At 34.6% G+C, this 17,329-nt stretch carries 13 protein-coding genes; 5 read left to right on the forward strand and 8 right to left on the reverse strand.

Annotated elements, in window-relative coordinates:
- Window positions 1-127 precede the first annotated feature (127 nt).
- The 4 genes from ACGH80_RS08395 to aceE form a co-directional block, all read right to left on the reverse strand.
- Window positions 128-484 (reverse strand): hypothetical protein, encoded by a 357-nt coding sequence (locus ACGH80_RS08395; RefSeq protein WP_296300587.1) that lies wholly within the window; start codon window positions 482-484, stop codon window positions 128-130.
- 369 nt (window positions 485-853) lie between these two features.
- The gene (lpdA, locus tag ACGH80_RS08400; RefSeq protein ID WP_065560236.1) at window positions 854-2,278 is read right to left on the reverse strand and encodes a dihydrolipoyl dehydrogenase; all 1,425 of its coding nucleotides are present in this window, start codon (window positions 2,276-2,278) and stop codon (window positions 854-856) included.
- Between the two features lie 16 nt (window positions 2,279-2,294).
- Window positions 2,295-3,908, reverse strand: a complete 1,614-nt coding sequence (aceF, locus tag ACGH80_RS08405; RefSeq protein ID WP_411630903.1) for a pyruvate dehydrogenase complex dihydrolipoyllysine-residue acetyltransferase — start codon at window positions 3,906-3,908, stop codon at window positions 2,295-2,297.
- A 12-nt stretch (window positions 3,909-3,920) separates the two neighbouring features.
- On the reverse strand, window positions 3,921-6,587 hold the full coding sequence (gene aceE, locus ACGH80_RS08410; protein ID WP_065589946.1) for a pyruvate dehydrogenase (acetyl-transferring), homodimeric type: 2,667 nt from the start codon (window positions 6,585-6,587) through the stop codon (window positions 3,921-3,923).
- Between the two features lie 377 nt (window positions 6,588-6,964).
- Between aceE and lipB the strand changes: the two genes are divergently transcribed.
- Both lipB and lipA read left to right on the forward strand, forming a co-directional pair.
- Window positions 6,965-7,585 (forward strand): lipoyl(octanoyl) transferase LipB, encoded by a 621-nt coding sequence (gene lipB / locus ACGH80_RS08415; RefSeq protein WP_065589947.1) that lies wholly within the window; start codon window positions 6,965-6,967, stop codon window positions 7,583-7,585.
- A gap of 10 nt (window positions 7,586-7,595) precedes the next feature.
- Window positions 7,596-8,555, forward strand: coding sequence for a lipoyl synthase (gene lipA / locus ACGH80_RS08420; protein ID WP_411630905.1), 960 nt, complete (start codon window positions 7,596-7,598; stop codon window positions 8,553-8,555).
- A 39-nt stretch (window positions 8,556-8,594) separates the two neighbouring features.
- Here the strand turns inward: lipA and ACGH80_RS08425 are convergent, their stop codons facing one another.
- Window positions 8,595-10,367: a DUF3413 domain-containing protein gene (locus tag ACGH80_RS08425; protein WP_085165214.1), complete on the reverse strand. Its 1,773-nt coding sequence runs from the start codon at window positions 10,365-10,367 to the stop codon at window positions 8,595-8,597.
- A 189-nt stretch (window positions 10,368-10,556) separates the two neighbouring features.
- Between ACGH80_RS08425 and ACGH80_RS08430 the strand changes: the two genes are divergently transcribed.
- The 3 genes from ACGH80_RS08430 (at window position 10,557) to ACGH80_RS08440 (ending at window position 13,588) form a co-directional block, all read left to right on the forward strand.
- A complete protein-coding gene (locus ACGH80_RS08430) occupies window positions 10,557-12,329 on the forward strand; it encodes an AAA family ATPase (RefSeq protein ID WP_411630907.1) in 1,773 nt (590 codons plus the stop codon).
- A 117-nt stretch (window positions 12,330-12,446) separates the two neighbouring features.
- On the forward strand, window positions 12,447-12,968 hold the full coding sequence (gene fabA / locus ACGH80_RS08435; RefSeq protein ID WP_034909831.1) for a bifunctional 3-hydroxydecanoyl-ACP dehydratase/trans-2-decenoyl-ACP isomerase: 522 nt from the start codon (window positions 12,447-12,449) through the stop codon (window positions 12,966-12,968).
- A 98-nt stretch (window positions 12,969-13,066) separates the two neighbouring features.
- Complete coding sequence (locus tag ACGH80_RS08440) at window positions 13,067-13,588, forward strand: thermonuclease family protein (protein WP_296300583.1); 522 nt, start codon at window positions 13,067-13,069, stop codon at window positions 13,586-13,588.
- 426 nt (window positions 13,589-14,014) lie between these two features.
- Here the strand turns inward: ACGH80_RS08440 and ACGH80_RS08445 are convergent, their stop codons facing one another.
- From ACGH80_RS08445 to ACGH80_RS08455, 3 genes are all read right to left on the reverse strand, one after another.
- Window positions 14,015-14,224 (reverse strand): cold shock domain-containing protein, encoded by a 210-nt coding sequence (locus ACGH80_RS08445; protein ID WP_085165212.1) that lies wholly within the window; start codon window positions 14,222-14,224, stop codon window positions 14,015-14,017.
- Window positions 14,225-14,527: 303 nt separating this feature from the next.
- Window positions 14,528-15,337, reverse strand: a complete 810-nt coding sequence (gene proC, locus ACGH80_RS08450; RefSeq protein ID WP_085165210.1) for a pyrroline-5-carboxylate reductase — start codon at window positions 15,335-15,337, stop codon at window positions 14,528-14,530.
- A 341-nt stretch (window positions 15,338-15,678) separates the two neighbouring features.
- The coding region (locus ACGH80_RS08455; RefSeq protein ID WP_411630909.1) for a hypothetical protein at window positions 15,679-17,329 on the reverse strand (1,651 nt) is incomplete at its 5' end.

The following is a 17,329-nucleotide window of genomic DNA, read 5'->3' on the forward strand; positions in this document are numbered from 1 at the left end:
GCAGAAAGATAGAACCGTGTTTTATGAATTTTATTTATAATAATTTCTATTACCAATGATTACTGAGTATTTTTAGGCTGTCAACAACCAACAATAGATAGGTTTATGTTGGTATTGCTTCTATCAATTAATCATATTCAATTTTATATCTGCCTATAACATCAAAAATATGATCATAAGTACTAAGAATTATACGTTGCTTGCCTTTTTTATGAACTTCATCTACTAAATCAAAACTAGATTTTGAATATTTTTCATAAGGGTATTCATCTATTAGATAAATAGATAAGCTATCAATATCACTAAAAATAAATGTAACTTTAACTTCTGGAGCATCCAGGATTTCTGGCTTACAGCCTGCTAATGATAATGATGTATTGACCATCAAAGTGAATGGTATACATTCTAATTTAACGTCAGATAATATCAATGCATTGCGTGTATAAATAATGCCGTATTTTGTTTGTATTTCCTGTGTATTCATATAAACCTCATTTTTTCAATTTATTATTAATGGGTATTGTTTTTCTGAAAAATCTTTTTATATATTTACAGACAAATTTATCTGCGATAAATCATCTGAATAAAATCCTAAGTATTCTAATCTTTTTAATAATATAAAGACACCTGTTAATAACAGGTACTAGAGTATTAACGTTTACGAAAGTTATCAATGATATATAACTTATTTATCTCTCGTTTTCATTAAGATCAACACTTAGTTATTTAATTCATTTTTTACTGAAACGTATAGTTACCTGAAACTTTTTGACAAAAATTATCTTATAAAAAAATAAAAATGCCGTTAGTTTAAGCTAACGGCATTTTATTAAGTAAATAAATGACTTATTAACTATTTCTTCTTCGCTTTAGCATTTGGTAAATCAGTGACAGAGCCTTCATAAATTTCAGAGGCTAAGCCAATTGATTCATGCAATGTTGGGTGAGCATGGATAGTTAATGCGATATCTTCGGCATCACAACCCATTTCGACAGCTAAGGTGATTTCACCAAGTAATTCACCACCATTTGCACCAACAACCGCACCACCTAATAGGCGATTATCTGCTTTATTGAAGATCAGTTTTGTCATCCCTTCAGAGCAATCAGAAGCAATAGCTCGTCCTGAAGCTGCCCATGGGAAGATTGATACTTCATAATCAATACCTTTTTCTTTCGCTTCTTTTTCAGTTAAACCAACCCAAGCAACTTCAGGTTCAGTATAAGCGATAGAAGGAATGGTTTTTGGATCAAAGAAGTGTTTTTTACCTGCAATTACTTCTGCTGCCACATGACCTTCGTGTACGCCTTTGTGCGCAAGCATTGGTTGACCAACAATATCTCCAATTGCATAGATATGCGGAACATTGGTACGCATCTGTTTATCGACTTCGATAAATCCACGGTCAGTAACATTAACGCCTGCTTTTTCCGCACTAATTAATTTACCATTTGGTGTACGACCAATAGCCACTAATACCGCATCATAAGTATGAGTTTCGGTGCTGCCGTCTTTCTTTTCCATGGTAACATAAATTGCATCATGTTTTGCTTCAACGGTAGTAACTTTAGTTTCCAATCGTAAAGTGAATTTCTTTTGGATCTGCTTAGTAAAGACTTTAATTACATCTTTATCAGCAGCCGGAATCACTTGATCAAACATTTCAACTACATCGACTTCTGAACCAAGTGCATGGTATACAGTCCCCATTTCAAGACCTATAATTCCGCCACCCATTAATAATAATTTTTTAGGAATGGTGGTTAAGGCTAAGGCATCTGTAGAATCCCAAATACGAGGATCATCATGTGGAATAAAAGGCAACTTGATTGGACGAGAGCCCGCTGCAATAATTGCATTATCAAAGGTGATCTTAGTGATTCCTTTTGATGAAGTTACCTCCATTGTATGACTACCAGTAAACTGTGCTTCACCTTGAATAACATTGACTTTGCGCATTTTGGCCATACCAGCTAGTCCATTAGTCAGTTGACTAATAACTTTTTCTTTCCAGCCACGCACTTTGTCTAATTCAAGTCTAGGTGTACCAAAATGGATACCATGTTCGGTTAATGATTTTGCTTCATCCATTACTTTAGCAACATGAAGTAATGCTTTTGATGGAATACAGCCTACATTTAAACAAACACCACCAAGTGTTGAATAACGTTCAACAAGGGTAACTTCTAGTCCAAGGTCGGCAGCACGGAACGCAGCGGAATAACCCGCTGGTCCTGCTCCTAAAACCACAACTTGTGTTTTAACATCTTGACTCATAATTTGATCTCCTTAATTACATCACTAAACGACGTAAGTCGGATAAGACGTTAACAATATGGCTTAAGAAGCGTGCACCATCAGCACCATCAATAACTCGGTGATCGAATGATAATGATAATGGCAACATTAGCCGTGGTGTAAACTCTTTGCCATTCCAAACTGGTTTCATGCTAGAGCGAGATACACCTAAAATACCAACTTCTGGCGCATTAACAATTGGTGTAAACGAGGTTGTACCAATGCCACCAAGGCTAGAAATAGTGAAACATCCACCTTGCATATCGCTACCTGTCAATTTACCTTCACGTGCCTTTTTAGAAATTGCCGCAAGCTCACGAGAAAGTTCAACAATACCCTTTTTATCAACATCTTTAAATACTGGTACTACAAGACCATTTGGTGTATCGACAGCAACGCCAATATTAATGTATTTTTTGATAATTAAGGTTTGGGCATCTTCAGATAATGAGCTATTAAAGCGTGGATACGCTGTTAATGCACTTGCTACCGCTTTCATGATAAACACAAGTGGCGTGATCTTAAGATCAAGTTTTTTCTTTTCTGCTTCTGCATTTTGTTGCTTACGGAATGCTTCTAAATCAGTAATATCTGTTTCATCAAATTCTGTCACATGCGGAATCATTACCCAGTTACGGTGTAAATTTGCACCTGATACTTTTTGAATTTTAGTTAATGGTAAACTTTCAACTTCACCAAATTTGCTAAAATCAACTTTAGGCCATGGTAATAGACCAGGTAATGCACCACCTGTAGCGCCACTTTCAATTTGTTTAACAGCATTTTTTACGTAAGTTTGAATGTCTTCACGTAAAATACGGTTTTTAGGACCTGTAGCAGTAACTTTTGCTAAATTTACCCCAAATTCACGTGCTAAACGACGTACAGATGGTGTTGCATGAGCATAAGCATCGTTTTCAACAAACTCATTGCTTGATGAAGCAGGCGCTGATTTTGCAGCAACTGGTGCTGGCGTTGGCGTTGGCTCAGGTGCTGCTTTTTCAGCAACAGGCGCTGCGGCAGCTGGAGCTGCTTGAGTAACTGGAGCTGCACTAGATGTGGTTTCAAATTCCATGATTTTGGAACCTGTTTTCACTTTATCACCCACTTTTATCGTGATACTTTTAACCGTACCAGCAATGGTTGCTGGTACTTCCATTGAGGCTTTATCACCCTCAACGGTAATTAATGAATCATCAACAGATATAGTATCGCCTACTTTTACCAAAATTTCCGTTACTTCGACTTCATCACCACCAATATCTGGAACTTTTACATCTACAATTTGGCTAGTTGCAGTTGGCGTTACTTCAACTTTTGGTGCTTCTTGTGCTGTAGCTGTAGCTGGAGCTGGAGCTGGAGCAGCAGTTTCGCCACCTTGCCCATCAAAGACCATAATGTCAACACCTGTTTTGACTTTATCGCCAATTTTTACAGAAATAGATTTAACAATACCAGCCTGTGGTGCAGGGATTTCCATTGATGCTTTATCACCTTCAACTGTCATAATTGACTGATCAGCTTCAACTTTATCACCTATTTTAACCAGAATTTCGGTTACTTCTACTTCGTCACCACCGATATCAGGTAATTTGATTTGAATACTCATTATAATAACCTCTTATGCAATTCGTGGATTAAGTTTATCGGCATTGATTTCGAATTTTTTGATCGCATCTTCAACAACACTAACTTCAATATCGCCACGTTTAGCAAGTTCACCCAATGCTGCAACCACAACATAAGATGCATCGACTTCAAAGTGATGACGTAAATTTTCACGGCTATCACTGCGACCGAAACCGTCAGTACCGAGTACTCGATAACTTTCAGCAGGTACAAATCCACGAATTTGCTCAGCAAACAATTTCATATAATCAGTTGAAACCACCGCTGGATTGTTATTCATAATTTGTGCAACATAAGGCACTTTTGGTGTTTCACTTGGATGCAACATATTATATCGTTCACAATCTTGACCATCACGAGCCAGTTCAGTAAATGATGTTACGCTATAAACTTCTGAGCTAATACCATAATTTTTAGCTAAGATTTCAGCCGCTTCACGAACATGACGTAAAATAGAGCCTGAACCTAGTAACTGAACAGTCGGTTTGCCTTTTTGACCCTCAACGGTATCTAGTTTATAAATACCTCGTCGAATGCCCTCTTCTGCACCTTCTGGCATTGCTGGTTGTGCGTAGTTTTCATTGAGAGTTGTAATGTAGTAGTAAACGTTTTCTTGCTCACCATACATACGACGTAAACCGTCTTGCATGATTACCGCAACTTCATAAGCATAAGCAGGATCATATGATATACAGTTAGGGATGGTTAATGCTTGAATGTGACTGTGACCATCTTGGTGTTGTAAACCTTCACCATTTAGCGTTGTTCGACCAGAGGTTCCACCAATCATAAATCCACGTGCTTGTTGATCACCTGCTGCCCACATTAGATCACCAATACGTTGGAATCCAAACATTGAATAGTAAATGTAGAATGGAATCATTGGAAAATCATTTGTGCTATATGAAGTGGCCGCAGCAATCCAAGAAGCCGTTGCACCACATTCATTAATTCCTTCTTGAAGAATTTGACCTTTCTCATCTTCACGATAATAAGCCACTTGTTCTTTATCTTGTGGTGTATATTGTTGACCGTGTGGATTATAAATACCAATTTGACGGAATAAACCTTCCATACCAAAAGTACGTGCTTCATCAGCTAGAATAGGTACTAAACGTGGAGCAAGTTCTTTATCCTTAAGCATAATATTAAGCGCACGGACAAATGCTATAGTGGTTGATATTTCTTTCGATTGAGCTTCAAGTAATGACGCAAATTCACTTAATGGAGGAATTGAAACTGTTCCTGAAAAATGAGTTAATCTAGATGGTACATAACCATGTAACGCTTCACGACGCTCATGAATGTATTTGTATTCTGGCGTGTGTTCCTCAAATTTGATGTATGGTAATTTTTCAAGTGCTTCATCTGTCACTGGAATATTGAAGAAATCGCGAACATGACGCACGCCATCCATATTCATTTTTTTCACTTGGTGAGCGATATTTTTTGCTTCAGCAGCAGCCCCCATACCATAACCTTTTATGGTGTGAGCAAGAATAACAGTTGGGCGATCTTTAGTTTCTTTTGCTCGTTGGAATGCTGCAAACATTTTAGCAGGATCTTGACCACCACGGTTTAATCTAAAGATTTCTTCATCAGACATATCTTTAACTAATTCAGCAGTTTCAGGGTATTTACCAAAGAAATGCTCGCGAACATAAGCACCGTCTTTTGATTTTAATGTTTGATAATCACCATCAAGTGTTTCATTCATTAGTCGAATTAACTTACCAGATTTATCTTTTTGGAGAAGTTTATCCCAACGGTCACCCCAAAGAACTTTAATTACGTTCCAACCAGCACCAGCAAATACACCTTCTAGTTCATTGATAATTTTGCCATTACCCGTTACTGGACCATCCAAACGTTGTAAATTACAGTTGATAACAAAAACTAAATTATCTAGTTTTTCTCGTGTTGCAACGGTAATTGCACCTTTTGATTCTGGTTCATCCATCTCACCATCGCCTAAGAAAGCATAGACAGTTTGTTCAGAAGTATCTTTCAACCCACGATTTTCTAAATATTTTAAGAAACGTGCTTGATAAATGGCATTAACAGGACCAAGCCCCATCGATACTGTTGGAAATTGCCAAAATTCTGGAAGCAATTTAGGATGAGGGTATGATGGTAAACCTTTACCATGAACTTCTTGACGGAAATTATCTAATTGCTCTTCGGTTAAACGTCCTTCAATAAAGGCTCGAGAGTAAATACCTGGTGAGATGTGCCCTTGGAAGTAAATTAAATCACCGCCATCTTTTTCATTACGAGCACGGAAAAAGTGGTTAAAACAGACTTCATAAAAAGTAGCTGCAGATTGGAACGATGCCATATGACCACCAAGCTCTAAATCTTTCTTTGAAGCTCGTAACACCATCATAATTGCATTCCAACGGACAATTGAACGAATACGTCTTTCTATTTCCCAATCGCCAGGATAAGTAGGTTGCTCTTCTACTGGAATAGTATTGACATAATTACTTGTTGAAGATCCAAAAAGTACTGGAACACCCCCATCTCTCGCCTTATTAACTATTTGTTCAATAATATACTGTGCACGTTCGATTCCTTCTTCTCGAATAATAGACTCAACACTTTTGAGCCAATCTTGTGTTTCAATGGGATCGACATCATTCATTTGCATGTCCGACATATAAAAACCTCTTTTTTTGTTTAGAAAAATGCATTATTTGCTATTCTCAATTACATTAAAAAACGTAATAAAAGAAAGCTTAAACTCTGCATTACGGAGCTTCATTAATATCAGTCTGCCATTTAAAAAAAAAAAGTAAAGCAAACTGCCGCTTTGAAAAGAATGTTAATTCCTATCAAATTAATCAACTATTTCAATACTAATAATAAAATAAATGGTATTTATCTGATAAATAACTAAATTTTACTTAATAATAAATTTAAATATTATTCCTAACAGCTATGCTTAGAATAACTACAAGTTGTCAAGTTATTACAAAATCTGTTATATACTTGTAAAAATTTCGATAATATTACTTGAAGACAACAGAAAAAACTATGATCATTAATAATGTCATAATCAAAGACTTAAAAATTAAACCATATGTGTATACCTATCAAGCTATGCATGACTTTACCAAACAACGCAATGAGCATTCTCTTGATGAAATCTGGCTAGTCGAGCATGAACCGGTATTTACCCAAGGTAAAGTTGGTAAAGCAGAACATTTATTAAATCAGACAAATATCCCTGTTATTCAGACCGATCGCGGTGGTCAAATTACTTACCATGCTCCAGGTCAACAAATCATGTATATTTTATTTGATTTAAAAAGACTTAAGATAGGTATCCGAGATGTAGTTAGTTATTTAGAAAATAGTGTCATTCAAACATTGCTCCATTATGGTATTATAGCTAATGCAAAGTCTGATGCACCAGGAGTATATATTAACGAAAAGAAAATTTGTTCACTTGGTTTGCATATCAGTCGTGGCTGCACTTTACATGGACTTGCATTCAATGTTGATATGGATCTTTCCCCTTTTAATAACATTAACCCTTGTGGCTACGCTGGATTACAAATGACGCAACTAAAAGAATATGTCTCTCAAATTGACCGTAAAGAGATAAAACAACTATTAACTAATAATTTTATTAAGCAGTTACCTCAAAGATAAGATACCAATTATGCAAAATAATGAAACAATAATCAGAAGTTCGAAATATCGTGATGCCGAAAAGACGCGCTTAATTCCAACTGTAACATTAGAAGATGTCGCACCGCTAAAAAAACCTGACTGGATGCGAATTAAATTATCTGCTCACTCTGATAATATAGCACATATTAAAAACACAATGCGCAAACATGGATTACATTCAGTCTGTGAAGAAGCATCTTGCCCTAACTTAGCTGAATGTTTTAATCATGGCACGGCTACTTTTATGATTTTAGGTGATATTTGTACCCGCCGTTGCCCATTTTGTGATGTAGCTCATGGTAGACCATTACCACCAGATAGTAAAGAACCCATTAAGCTAGCGCAAACCATTCAAGAAATGAAATTACGCTATGTTGTTATTACCTCGGTTGATAGGGATGATTTAAAAGATGGTGGAGCTAGCCATTTTGCTAATTGTACTCGAGAAATCAGAGAATTAAATCCAAATATAAAGGTTGAAACATTAACTCCTGATTTTCGTGGTTGTATTGATGAAGCAATTGATGTCTTAAGTGATAATCCTCCCGATGTATTTAATCATAATTTAGAAAATATACCTCGCTTATATAAAAGGATTCGACCTGGTGCTAACTATGAAGGATCACTTAAATTACTGGCAGCATTTAAAGAACGACATCCTGAAATTCCTACAAAATCTGGCTTAATGGTAGGACTTGGCGAAACAAATCAAGAATTAATTCAAGTGTTAAAAGATTTACGCAGCCATGGTGTTACTATGTTGACGCTTGGTCAATATTTACAACCAAGTAAATATCATTTACCCGTTGAACGTTATGTTTCGCCACAAGAATTTGAAGAATTAAAGCAAACGGCATTAGACATGGGATTCACACATGCAGCTTGTGGACCATTTGTACGTTCATCTTATCATGCTGATTTACAAGCAATGGGCAAAGAGGTGAAGTAATCTTCACCCCCCTTTTTATAATTCTACTCAAAAGCTAAATTAATTATCGACAACCATAAAACGGCGATTTTCAGTAACGATTTGCAAAAAGATGGGTAAGCTAATTTTTTCTTCTTTTTGCAATTTACCATTAATATCATAAATTTTAGAACGACCAAAAGCATCTAAAACAACCGTTTTATCATCATAAAGTGCTGCTATAGTATTTTCATCACCAGCAACTAGCCATTGTCTAGGCTTTTGAGTAAATAGGTTTTTACCTTGACTGTATTGTTGAGGTGGCGTAGTAACATAAAATGCGTCTTGCATTAATGTAAGCATAATATCAGTTTGCGAAGTTGCTTCTGTTATTTGAGCACTTCCTTTATTCGGCCATGATATAATCAATGGTACTTTTAATGATTCTCTCTTAAAATCACTACTTGTATTGCGTGATGCTACTTTTTTCACCTCATCAATTTTAATATCATTCGAACCAGTAATAACAATAATCGTATCATCATAGGCATTAGATAATTTTAAATAGGCAATTAATGATTCAATGTATTGATCTAGCCTTTTAGCTTCTGATTGAAGATCAGATATCGTGATTTTTTTATTTTTATTACCCAATGAATATTGGATTATAGAAAACAAAGGTGCATGATTAGCAAGGCTATTTTGTTCTTCATGCCAAGTCCTCCAGTTTTCTGTTATTTGTTTATTAGATTGTTTTTTAGGTTGTGGTATTGAAAAATTAGATAACAAAGCTGAACGATATAAAGGCTCAGCAAAACCATCTTCCGAAAATAGACCTAAGTTGTAGTGCTGTTTTGTAACGACATCAAGCAATACAGACGGTTTATGTCCAACAAGGATACTATTATAGTAGTTAGGATCTAATCCATAAAACAATGAAAAGTCATTTAAATAGGACTGATTACTTGCACCATAATGATTAGCAAAGAAAATATTATCTTGAGAAAATTCATTTAACCACGGCATATGTTGAGTTAATAAATTAGTATTCCACCCTTCAATAACAATCATTAACACATTATTTTTTATTGGCTTTTGATTATAAACAATATTTCCCAACGGATATTCAATTGCCATCGCAAAAGGATTCCCTTCTTGAGCAACACGATCACGATAATCATTTTCTTTAATAAAGCCATAGCGCTCAAGAAAATGGCGAGCAGTTAAAGGATAAGAAAGAGGTAGGCTTGAACGCTGCATAGTAATTGGTCGATAAAAATTAGCATCAGCCCAAATATGAATCAAATGTGAGGTAACAAAACAAAGAATAAAAAGAATTACTACGGGCTTTGCATAACGTTTACGTTTACTTAAACTACGTAATTTTTTCCAGCTCCATACCGAAAATAAAATTTCAATCAACAAAATAAACGGAATAGCAATAAATACCGTACTTAAATAAGTGACTTTTTGCGATGAAAATAATTGCCAAATAGACAAATTAAGGTGCATTCTAAAATGCGAAAAAACTTCAATATCAATAATTAGTAATGAAAGACCTACTGTTGCAAAAACCGTTGCAATTATCCTTTGCCATCGAGATGAATGAATGAAAAAACTTAACGGAAAAAGCAGAATCAAATAAGCAATAAAGGTCAAATAGCTGAAATGTCCGATTGCACTAATAATTGCATAAAATCGCCCCATAAAAGTACGAGGCCAATCTGCAATAAATAAATATTGACTACCTAGTAAAATTACAACAAAAATATTAAACAACGTAAACCAATGCCCCCAACTAACAATTTGTGAGGCACGATAGTCTTTGAAGTAAGTATTTTTGATTTTGAGCATATTAAGTCGTTGCTAATGGTGATTATTAAGATGAATAAACAATAAATTATGTTTTAGTTTACCTGATTTTAAAAAATCTTTCTGTAAATTTTTTATTTGCTACCATAAAGATTTTGGTAATCTGTTGGCGATACATCGGATACTTGTTATAATTTCAAAATGAAATAAGTTAACAAAAAGATAAAAACTTTGGCAATTAAACAACTCAACGCAAAACAGATCCAGCCTGATTTATCCTATATTTCTGAACTTAGAAACAAAACTAATAATTCAATATCATTAGCATCAGAAAAATCAGAACATTTACTCATGTGGCAACCACGTGTGGCCTCAGCCTTAGCACTGTTATGCCCACCCAAAAGAGTATGTTATAGCCCACGTTTTATGTTGCTTAAAGCACCTGAAAGCGAGCTTTTTTTTGATTTACTAAGACAAGCCATTAAATCTGATTTATATTCACCTTCATTAGGCTATAGTTATTTTTTTAGCGAAAGTAAAATTACGCTGGCCAATGCAAAGAGCAAACAAGATAATTTTGCAGCTCAAGACAATTGTTTATTTGCATCTTCTGTTGATAGTGAAAAACTATTTGGTTGTGTTAGACAACCTGAAAATAGCCCTATAAAATTACAAGCTGGACTTGTTCATCGTGCTAATGGCGGCATTTTAATTTTAGGCCTTCGCTCACTACTTAGCCAACCATTGTTATGGTCTAAACTAAAACAAATGGTAATAAAGCAAGAGTTTGAATGGGTTTCAGCTGACGAATCTCATCCTTTACCTTTGTCCATTCCTCCTATGCCACTTGATTTACGAATCATTTTAGTTGGAGATAGATTAAGTTTAGCAGAATTACAAGATTTTGAACCTGAATTTTATTCAACTTCTATTTATACTGAATTTGAAAATGAATTGCAGGTCAAATCACCAGAACAAATCGAACAATGGATTAATTATTTAAATTTTATTGCGAACAAACAACAATTACCCAATATTGATACCTTAGCTTTTGCAAAAATTTACAAAGAAGCAACGCGCTATACTGGTGATCAACATTACCTCCCTCTTTCAGTAGATTGGATTAATTCGCTATTAGTTAATGCTACACACTTTATGCAAAATAATGTAATCGATGAATCAGCCATCACTTCTGCTATAAAGCAAAAATCATGGCATGAAAATTATTTGCAAGAAAGGCTACATGAGGAGATATTTAGTAATCAAATAATGATTAATACTAAAGAGCAAGTTGTTGGTCAAATAAATGGCTTATCAGTCATTGAATACCCTGGATATCCAAAAGCGATTGGTGAACCCACTCGTCTAAGTTGTCTTATTCATTTTGGTGATGGAGAGATAATTGATATAGAACGCAAAACAGAATTAGCTGGTAATATTCACTCAAAAGGAATGATGATAATGCAGGCATTTATTATGTCTGAATTTGCTATCAATCATCAATTACCTTTTTCAACTTCTTTAGTGTTTGAACAATCTTACAGTGAAATAGATGGTGACAGCGCTTCACTTGCAGGGCTTTGTGCAATCATTAGCGCTTTATCACAGCAACCTATTGATCAGCAATTGGCTGTTACTGGTTCAGTAGATCAATTTGGTCATGTCCAATCAATTGGTGGAGTGAACGAAAAAATTGAAGGATTTTTTGCTGTTTGTAAACAACAAGGCTTAACAGGTCAACAAGGAGTGATCATACCAGCCACCAATCAACGCCATTTAAGTTTAAATGATGATGTTATTGAAGCAATCGATCAAGGAAAGTTTTCAATATGGTCTGTTGAACATGTTGCTGATGCGCTTTACCTACTAACAGGTATTCCTTATAAAGATAAAGATAGCATTAATCTTTACCAATTGATTCATGCACGTATGCAAGCAGTATTGTTGCAGGACAAAAAACAAGATAGTTGGTTAAGTAGATGGCAAAAATATTGCAAAAAGTAACAATACCAAATAAACTTTGGTTCAAAATTTTATTAATTACGAAATAGAAAAAGAGAGTTAGCTAACTTTCAATTTTTCAAAACATGTTTTAATTTACATTAAATAAAAGGTTTTTTTATGACATTTGAACGTAAATCATCGTACGATAAAGCAGATCTGATTAAATCAGGCAATAATGAATTATTTGGTCATGATGGACCACCATTACCATCTGATTTAATGTTAATGATGGATCGTATTATCGAAATGAATGAAAACGGTGGCAACTTTGGCAAAGGTTTTGTTGAAGCTGAACTTGATATTAATCCCGATTTATGGTTTTTTAAATGTCATTTTAAAAACGATCCAGTTATGCCTGGTTGCCTAGGACTTGATGCTATGTGGCAATTAGTTGGATTTTATTTAGGTTGGATTGGTGGTAAAGGGAAAGGCCGCGCTTTAGGTGTTGGTGAGGTAAAATTTACTGGCCAAGTGCTACCAACTAATAAAAAAGTAACCTATAAAATCCATTTCAAACGTGTTATTAATCGCAAATTAATTATGGGTATCGGTGATGGTGAAGTTTTTGTTGATGGTAAGCTTATTTATCAAGCATCTGATTTAAAAGTAGGTCTATTCCAAGATACCAACGCTTTTTAATTTAAAGCTACTCATTCTGTCAGCCTTATTAAATACAAGTAAGGTTGACATCATCTCTTTTTTTATTAAATCCATATTTAGTTATAGCATGAATAATCATGTATAATGCTACAAATTTTTATACTTTTTTATTTATAATGAATCGTTTAAAACCTTTATTAATTTGTATTATTTTATTTTTTTTATCAAACACACTAGTTTATGCTGATTTCAATGGTAAAGTTGTCAAAGTAATTGATGGCGATACAGTTGATATCTTAACTATCAAAAAACAAAAAATCCGTGTTCGTTTGCTTGATATCGATGCGCCTGAAAGTAAACAAGCCTATGGTAATGTATCACGGAAATATTTAGCTTCACTCATTGCTGGTAAAAATGTTTTTGTTAAAGAAAACAAAAAAGATATCTATAAAAGAACCTTAGGTACTATTTTTTTAAATAAAGTTAATATCAATGCCAAAATGGTCGAAAAAGGTTATGCTTGGGCATACCGTTATAAAGGAGTAGCTAATAACAAAATGATGGTAAAATTAGAGACTAGAGCAAAACAAAATAAAAAAGGACTATGGAAAGATAAACATCCAATAGCTCCTTGGGATTTTCGACATAATAACAAATAAGGCACCTTATAAAATACCTATTTTTTTAGGGGGGAGTGAAGCTTCAACATGTCAATGTGAACCAATAACTAGTTTACAGTCCACTTCTTGATTATCGACTGGTGGTGCAGAAATTTATTGTTTATTATATTCTAAGCTTTGTTTGATTATGTCAGTTTGTTATTTAATTGCTAAATCATCAGGGCTAGTTTTGAGTAAAGTATCAATTTTATAAAAACTTTTTACAAACTTCAGATAAATCAGTCATAGTTACTGAAAAAATGCCTAAAGGCGCCATAAAAATACTAATTTTTATCCTTTATTACATTTCATTGATAATCTATAAAAAATAATTTGAATATTATAAAATAGCTAGGATGTAGCGAAGAATTTTAGGATGGAAATATATAAATCTTACCAGCAAATGCTGATAAGATAATAAAAGACTTAGATTACAATAACATCAGCAGCAGAAGGACCACGAGGGCTGTCTTGAATTGAAAATTCTACTTGTTGACCTTCACCTAATGTTTTGAATCCATCGCCAGAAATTGCAGAGAAATGTACAAATACATCTTTGCTACCATCAGCGGGGGAAATGAAACCAAAACCTTTACTTTCGTTGAACCATTTTACTTGACCAGTTTTCTTAGACATAATAATCTTCCTATAAATAAATTAACTTTAGCCCTTAAAGGACTATATTCAAAAACATAAAACCTAGATTACTTATTAACACTAAGAAGAATATACTAAAGAAAACTAATCTCTAAGCTATAGTAAACTACAAACTACATATATCGAAATGTTACAAAATAAATCCGCATGTCGTATGCTTGTTTCTATTTACTCATAATTAGTTTACTAATGCAAGCAATCTTTTTAAAAGATTACCTATTATATCAGTAAAAATAATTCATAACGCTAATTTAAAGATATAACATTATGAATTTTATAACATTAATCTTTTGCCATCATTTGAGATTTTTTTATCGTTGCTTCCACTGCATCAATAACTGCTGACCTAAATCCTTTGGCTTCAAGTAGTTGCACACCCTCAATGGTTGTACCCGCAGGTGAGCAGACCATATCTTTTAACTCCCCTGGATGTTTACCTGTATCTAATAGTAGTTTTGCCGATCCCAAAACTGCTTGGGCAGCAAACTTGTAAGCTTGTTTTCTTGATAATCCGCCTTTAACCGCACCATCAGCTAATGCTTCAATAAACATAAACACAAAAGCGGGGGAAGATCCACTTGCACCAATAACTGCGTCAATTAAATCTTCAGGAACAACTTCCGTTTCACCAATACAATTTAACAATTGTTGAACAATAGACAATTCTTCATCGGTAATTTCGGTATTAGGGGTAATTGAACACATAGCGGCATTAACAAGGGCTGGTGTGTTAGGCATAACTCGTATAATTTTTTGCTCATAACCCACGCATTTGGCAATTGTTTTAATGGTAACACCTGCCGCAATTGAAATAACGATGGTATTTTTCTTTAATTCTTTTTGAATATCAACAAGTACATCAACAATCACATTAGGCTTAACCGCAACAAAAACTATATCGGCTTCTCGAGCAACATCTCTCGCTGAATCAAGATTATTTACTGAATAAGTTTGATTAAGAACTTGACCTTTTTCTGGATGATGATCATAAACATAAATTTGGGTTCCCGGCACAATATTACTGCCCAAAATACCTTGCAATATGGCATTCCCCATGTTACCTAAACCAATAAAACCAATTTTTTGTTCCATTTATTTACCACCTTTTTAATATCAATGCTTTTTCACAATTATAGAATATTTTTTGATACAAAACCCACTTTTTAACAATATAGTTTATTGTTAATTATTTTTATAAATATTTTAAATCTAAGGTTAATTTCTATTAAAGTGTGTGCTCAATATTTGTTATACATTTTACTTTTTAAATAAGAAAAGTAGTATTTACTGGCATATTGCTTAAAAACTAATTAGCAACCACATTAGTTCTTAGTCTACATCAATGTACATTTTATTGGCTATCTCGGCAAAAAATTTAGTTTTTTCTTGCCTAAATAACCATGATTAGACGTGTTTTAGATGGTAGCTGCAAACTAAGGTGTAACGCAGGCTACTCTATAATCTTGATCCGAATGATCTCTATCACCAACACCACCAGTATTGGCCTCTACAACATAGTTATATCTCCAACGATTTTGATCATCTGAAGTCCAATAAGCGGCTCTAGAATCTCCCCAAGCAGGATCGCCAACACGAAAATATTCCCAATCACTGTCTTTATAGTAAAGCTGTGTCATACGACCCCATTCACTAAGTAATCCCCCCATCCAATAACCATTTGCTTTATAACTAATTTTTCTCAGATAAAACGGTTCAACTATACCTATTTGCCAGTTGACTTTACTAGCCCTTCCATTAGTAAAATCAAGTACTTTTATTATCCGATACCCACCACCATTAAAATTATTACAAAATGCTACTGCATTTTGATACCCACCAGCACCACCACCTTTTTTAGCTACATACCAACGCTCAAGCTTAAAACTATATAATGGTTGATTACTTTCATCTCGCCAATAAAATGTCGAAGGTGTAAAAGCCCCGGGATTTTCTAAACTTGGGCCAGTTAAGGTAATTTTGACTAAACCAGTAGGAGAACTATTTTCCCTATGCAATTTGAGCGTTACGCCTCCTTTGGAAATTGTATCACCATTCGTATTAATAAATTCTTGTGCTTTCATTCCTGCAACGCTCAAGTAAAAAAATAAATTATGAGAGCCTGTGGTTGGAAAATTTGCCCCAGGATTCGCTGGATTATAAGCATAAAATCCCCTGTGCTTATTCCACTCACCATTACCTGCGTTAATAGATGAAATCGCTCCATCATAAGGGATTTTACCCGAGTGAAAATCAAACTCTAAATTTGGTTTTGCGTAACAAAACTTAGGTTTATCCACCTTCGGATAAATGAAATAGGTATGTCTTCCTCCCGTAAAATGCCCTCCTTGAGATGGTATGCCATATTCTGTTTCAATACTCATATCCCCAACTTCTAACGTCAATTTATAAGGTGCATCACACCCATTGAGTAAGCTATTGGCATGGTGCTTCACATAATCAGTAATATCTTGCCCTTCTATATTTTCCCATTTAATTTTTAATTTACTTGAATTGACACGATGAAGTGTATCGCCATCATCATCCTTCCAATAACCATTGTCATCAATAACTTTATCTGCCAATACCTCTGGATAATTCCCATGAGGTACTAATGTCTTAATATCTGCAAAAGTGGCCGAAAGTTTATCTAACACTAATGGATTTTCCATGCTTGAGCTATCATTTGATACAGTAATAATTTTGTTTCCGGGCAATGTTACTGATAATAAGGGACTAATTGAATCGGCATGAGTCGCACCGCCGTCAAAGGTTAAATAGGGGGAAGTACCATGGATCTTTTTTACCGTCACAGCGGATAATGCTGACATAGCATTATTCGATATCACTAATCCAAATAATGCCCAAATTGCTTGGGAAATATAACGTTTAATCTTTGAATTGGGTGATATTATGCACAAACAGGCTTGATAATAAAGAAAAGGTATAAAAACTTTAAAAAACGGCCGGATATGTAAAGTTGTTTTTTTTAGTTGTTCAAATTGTGTGCTGTGTGCTGTGTGCTGTGTGCTGTGTGCTGTGTGCTGTGTGCTGTGTGCTGTGTGCTGTGTGCTGTGTGCTGTGTGC

Source organism: Gilliamella sp. BG1 (assembly GCF_046635625.1).
GTDB lineage: Bacteria > Pseudomonadota > Gammaproteobacteria > Enterobacterales > Orbaceae > Gilliamella > Gilliamella bombi.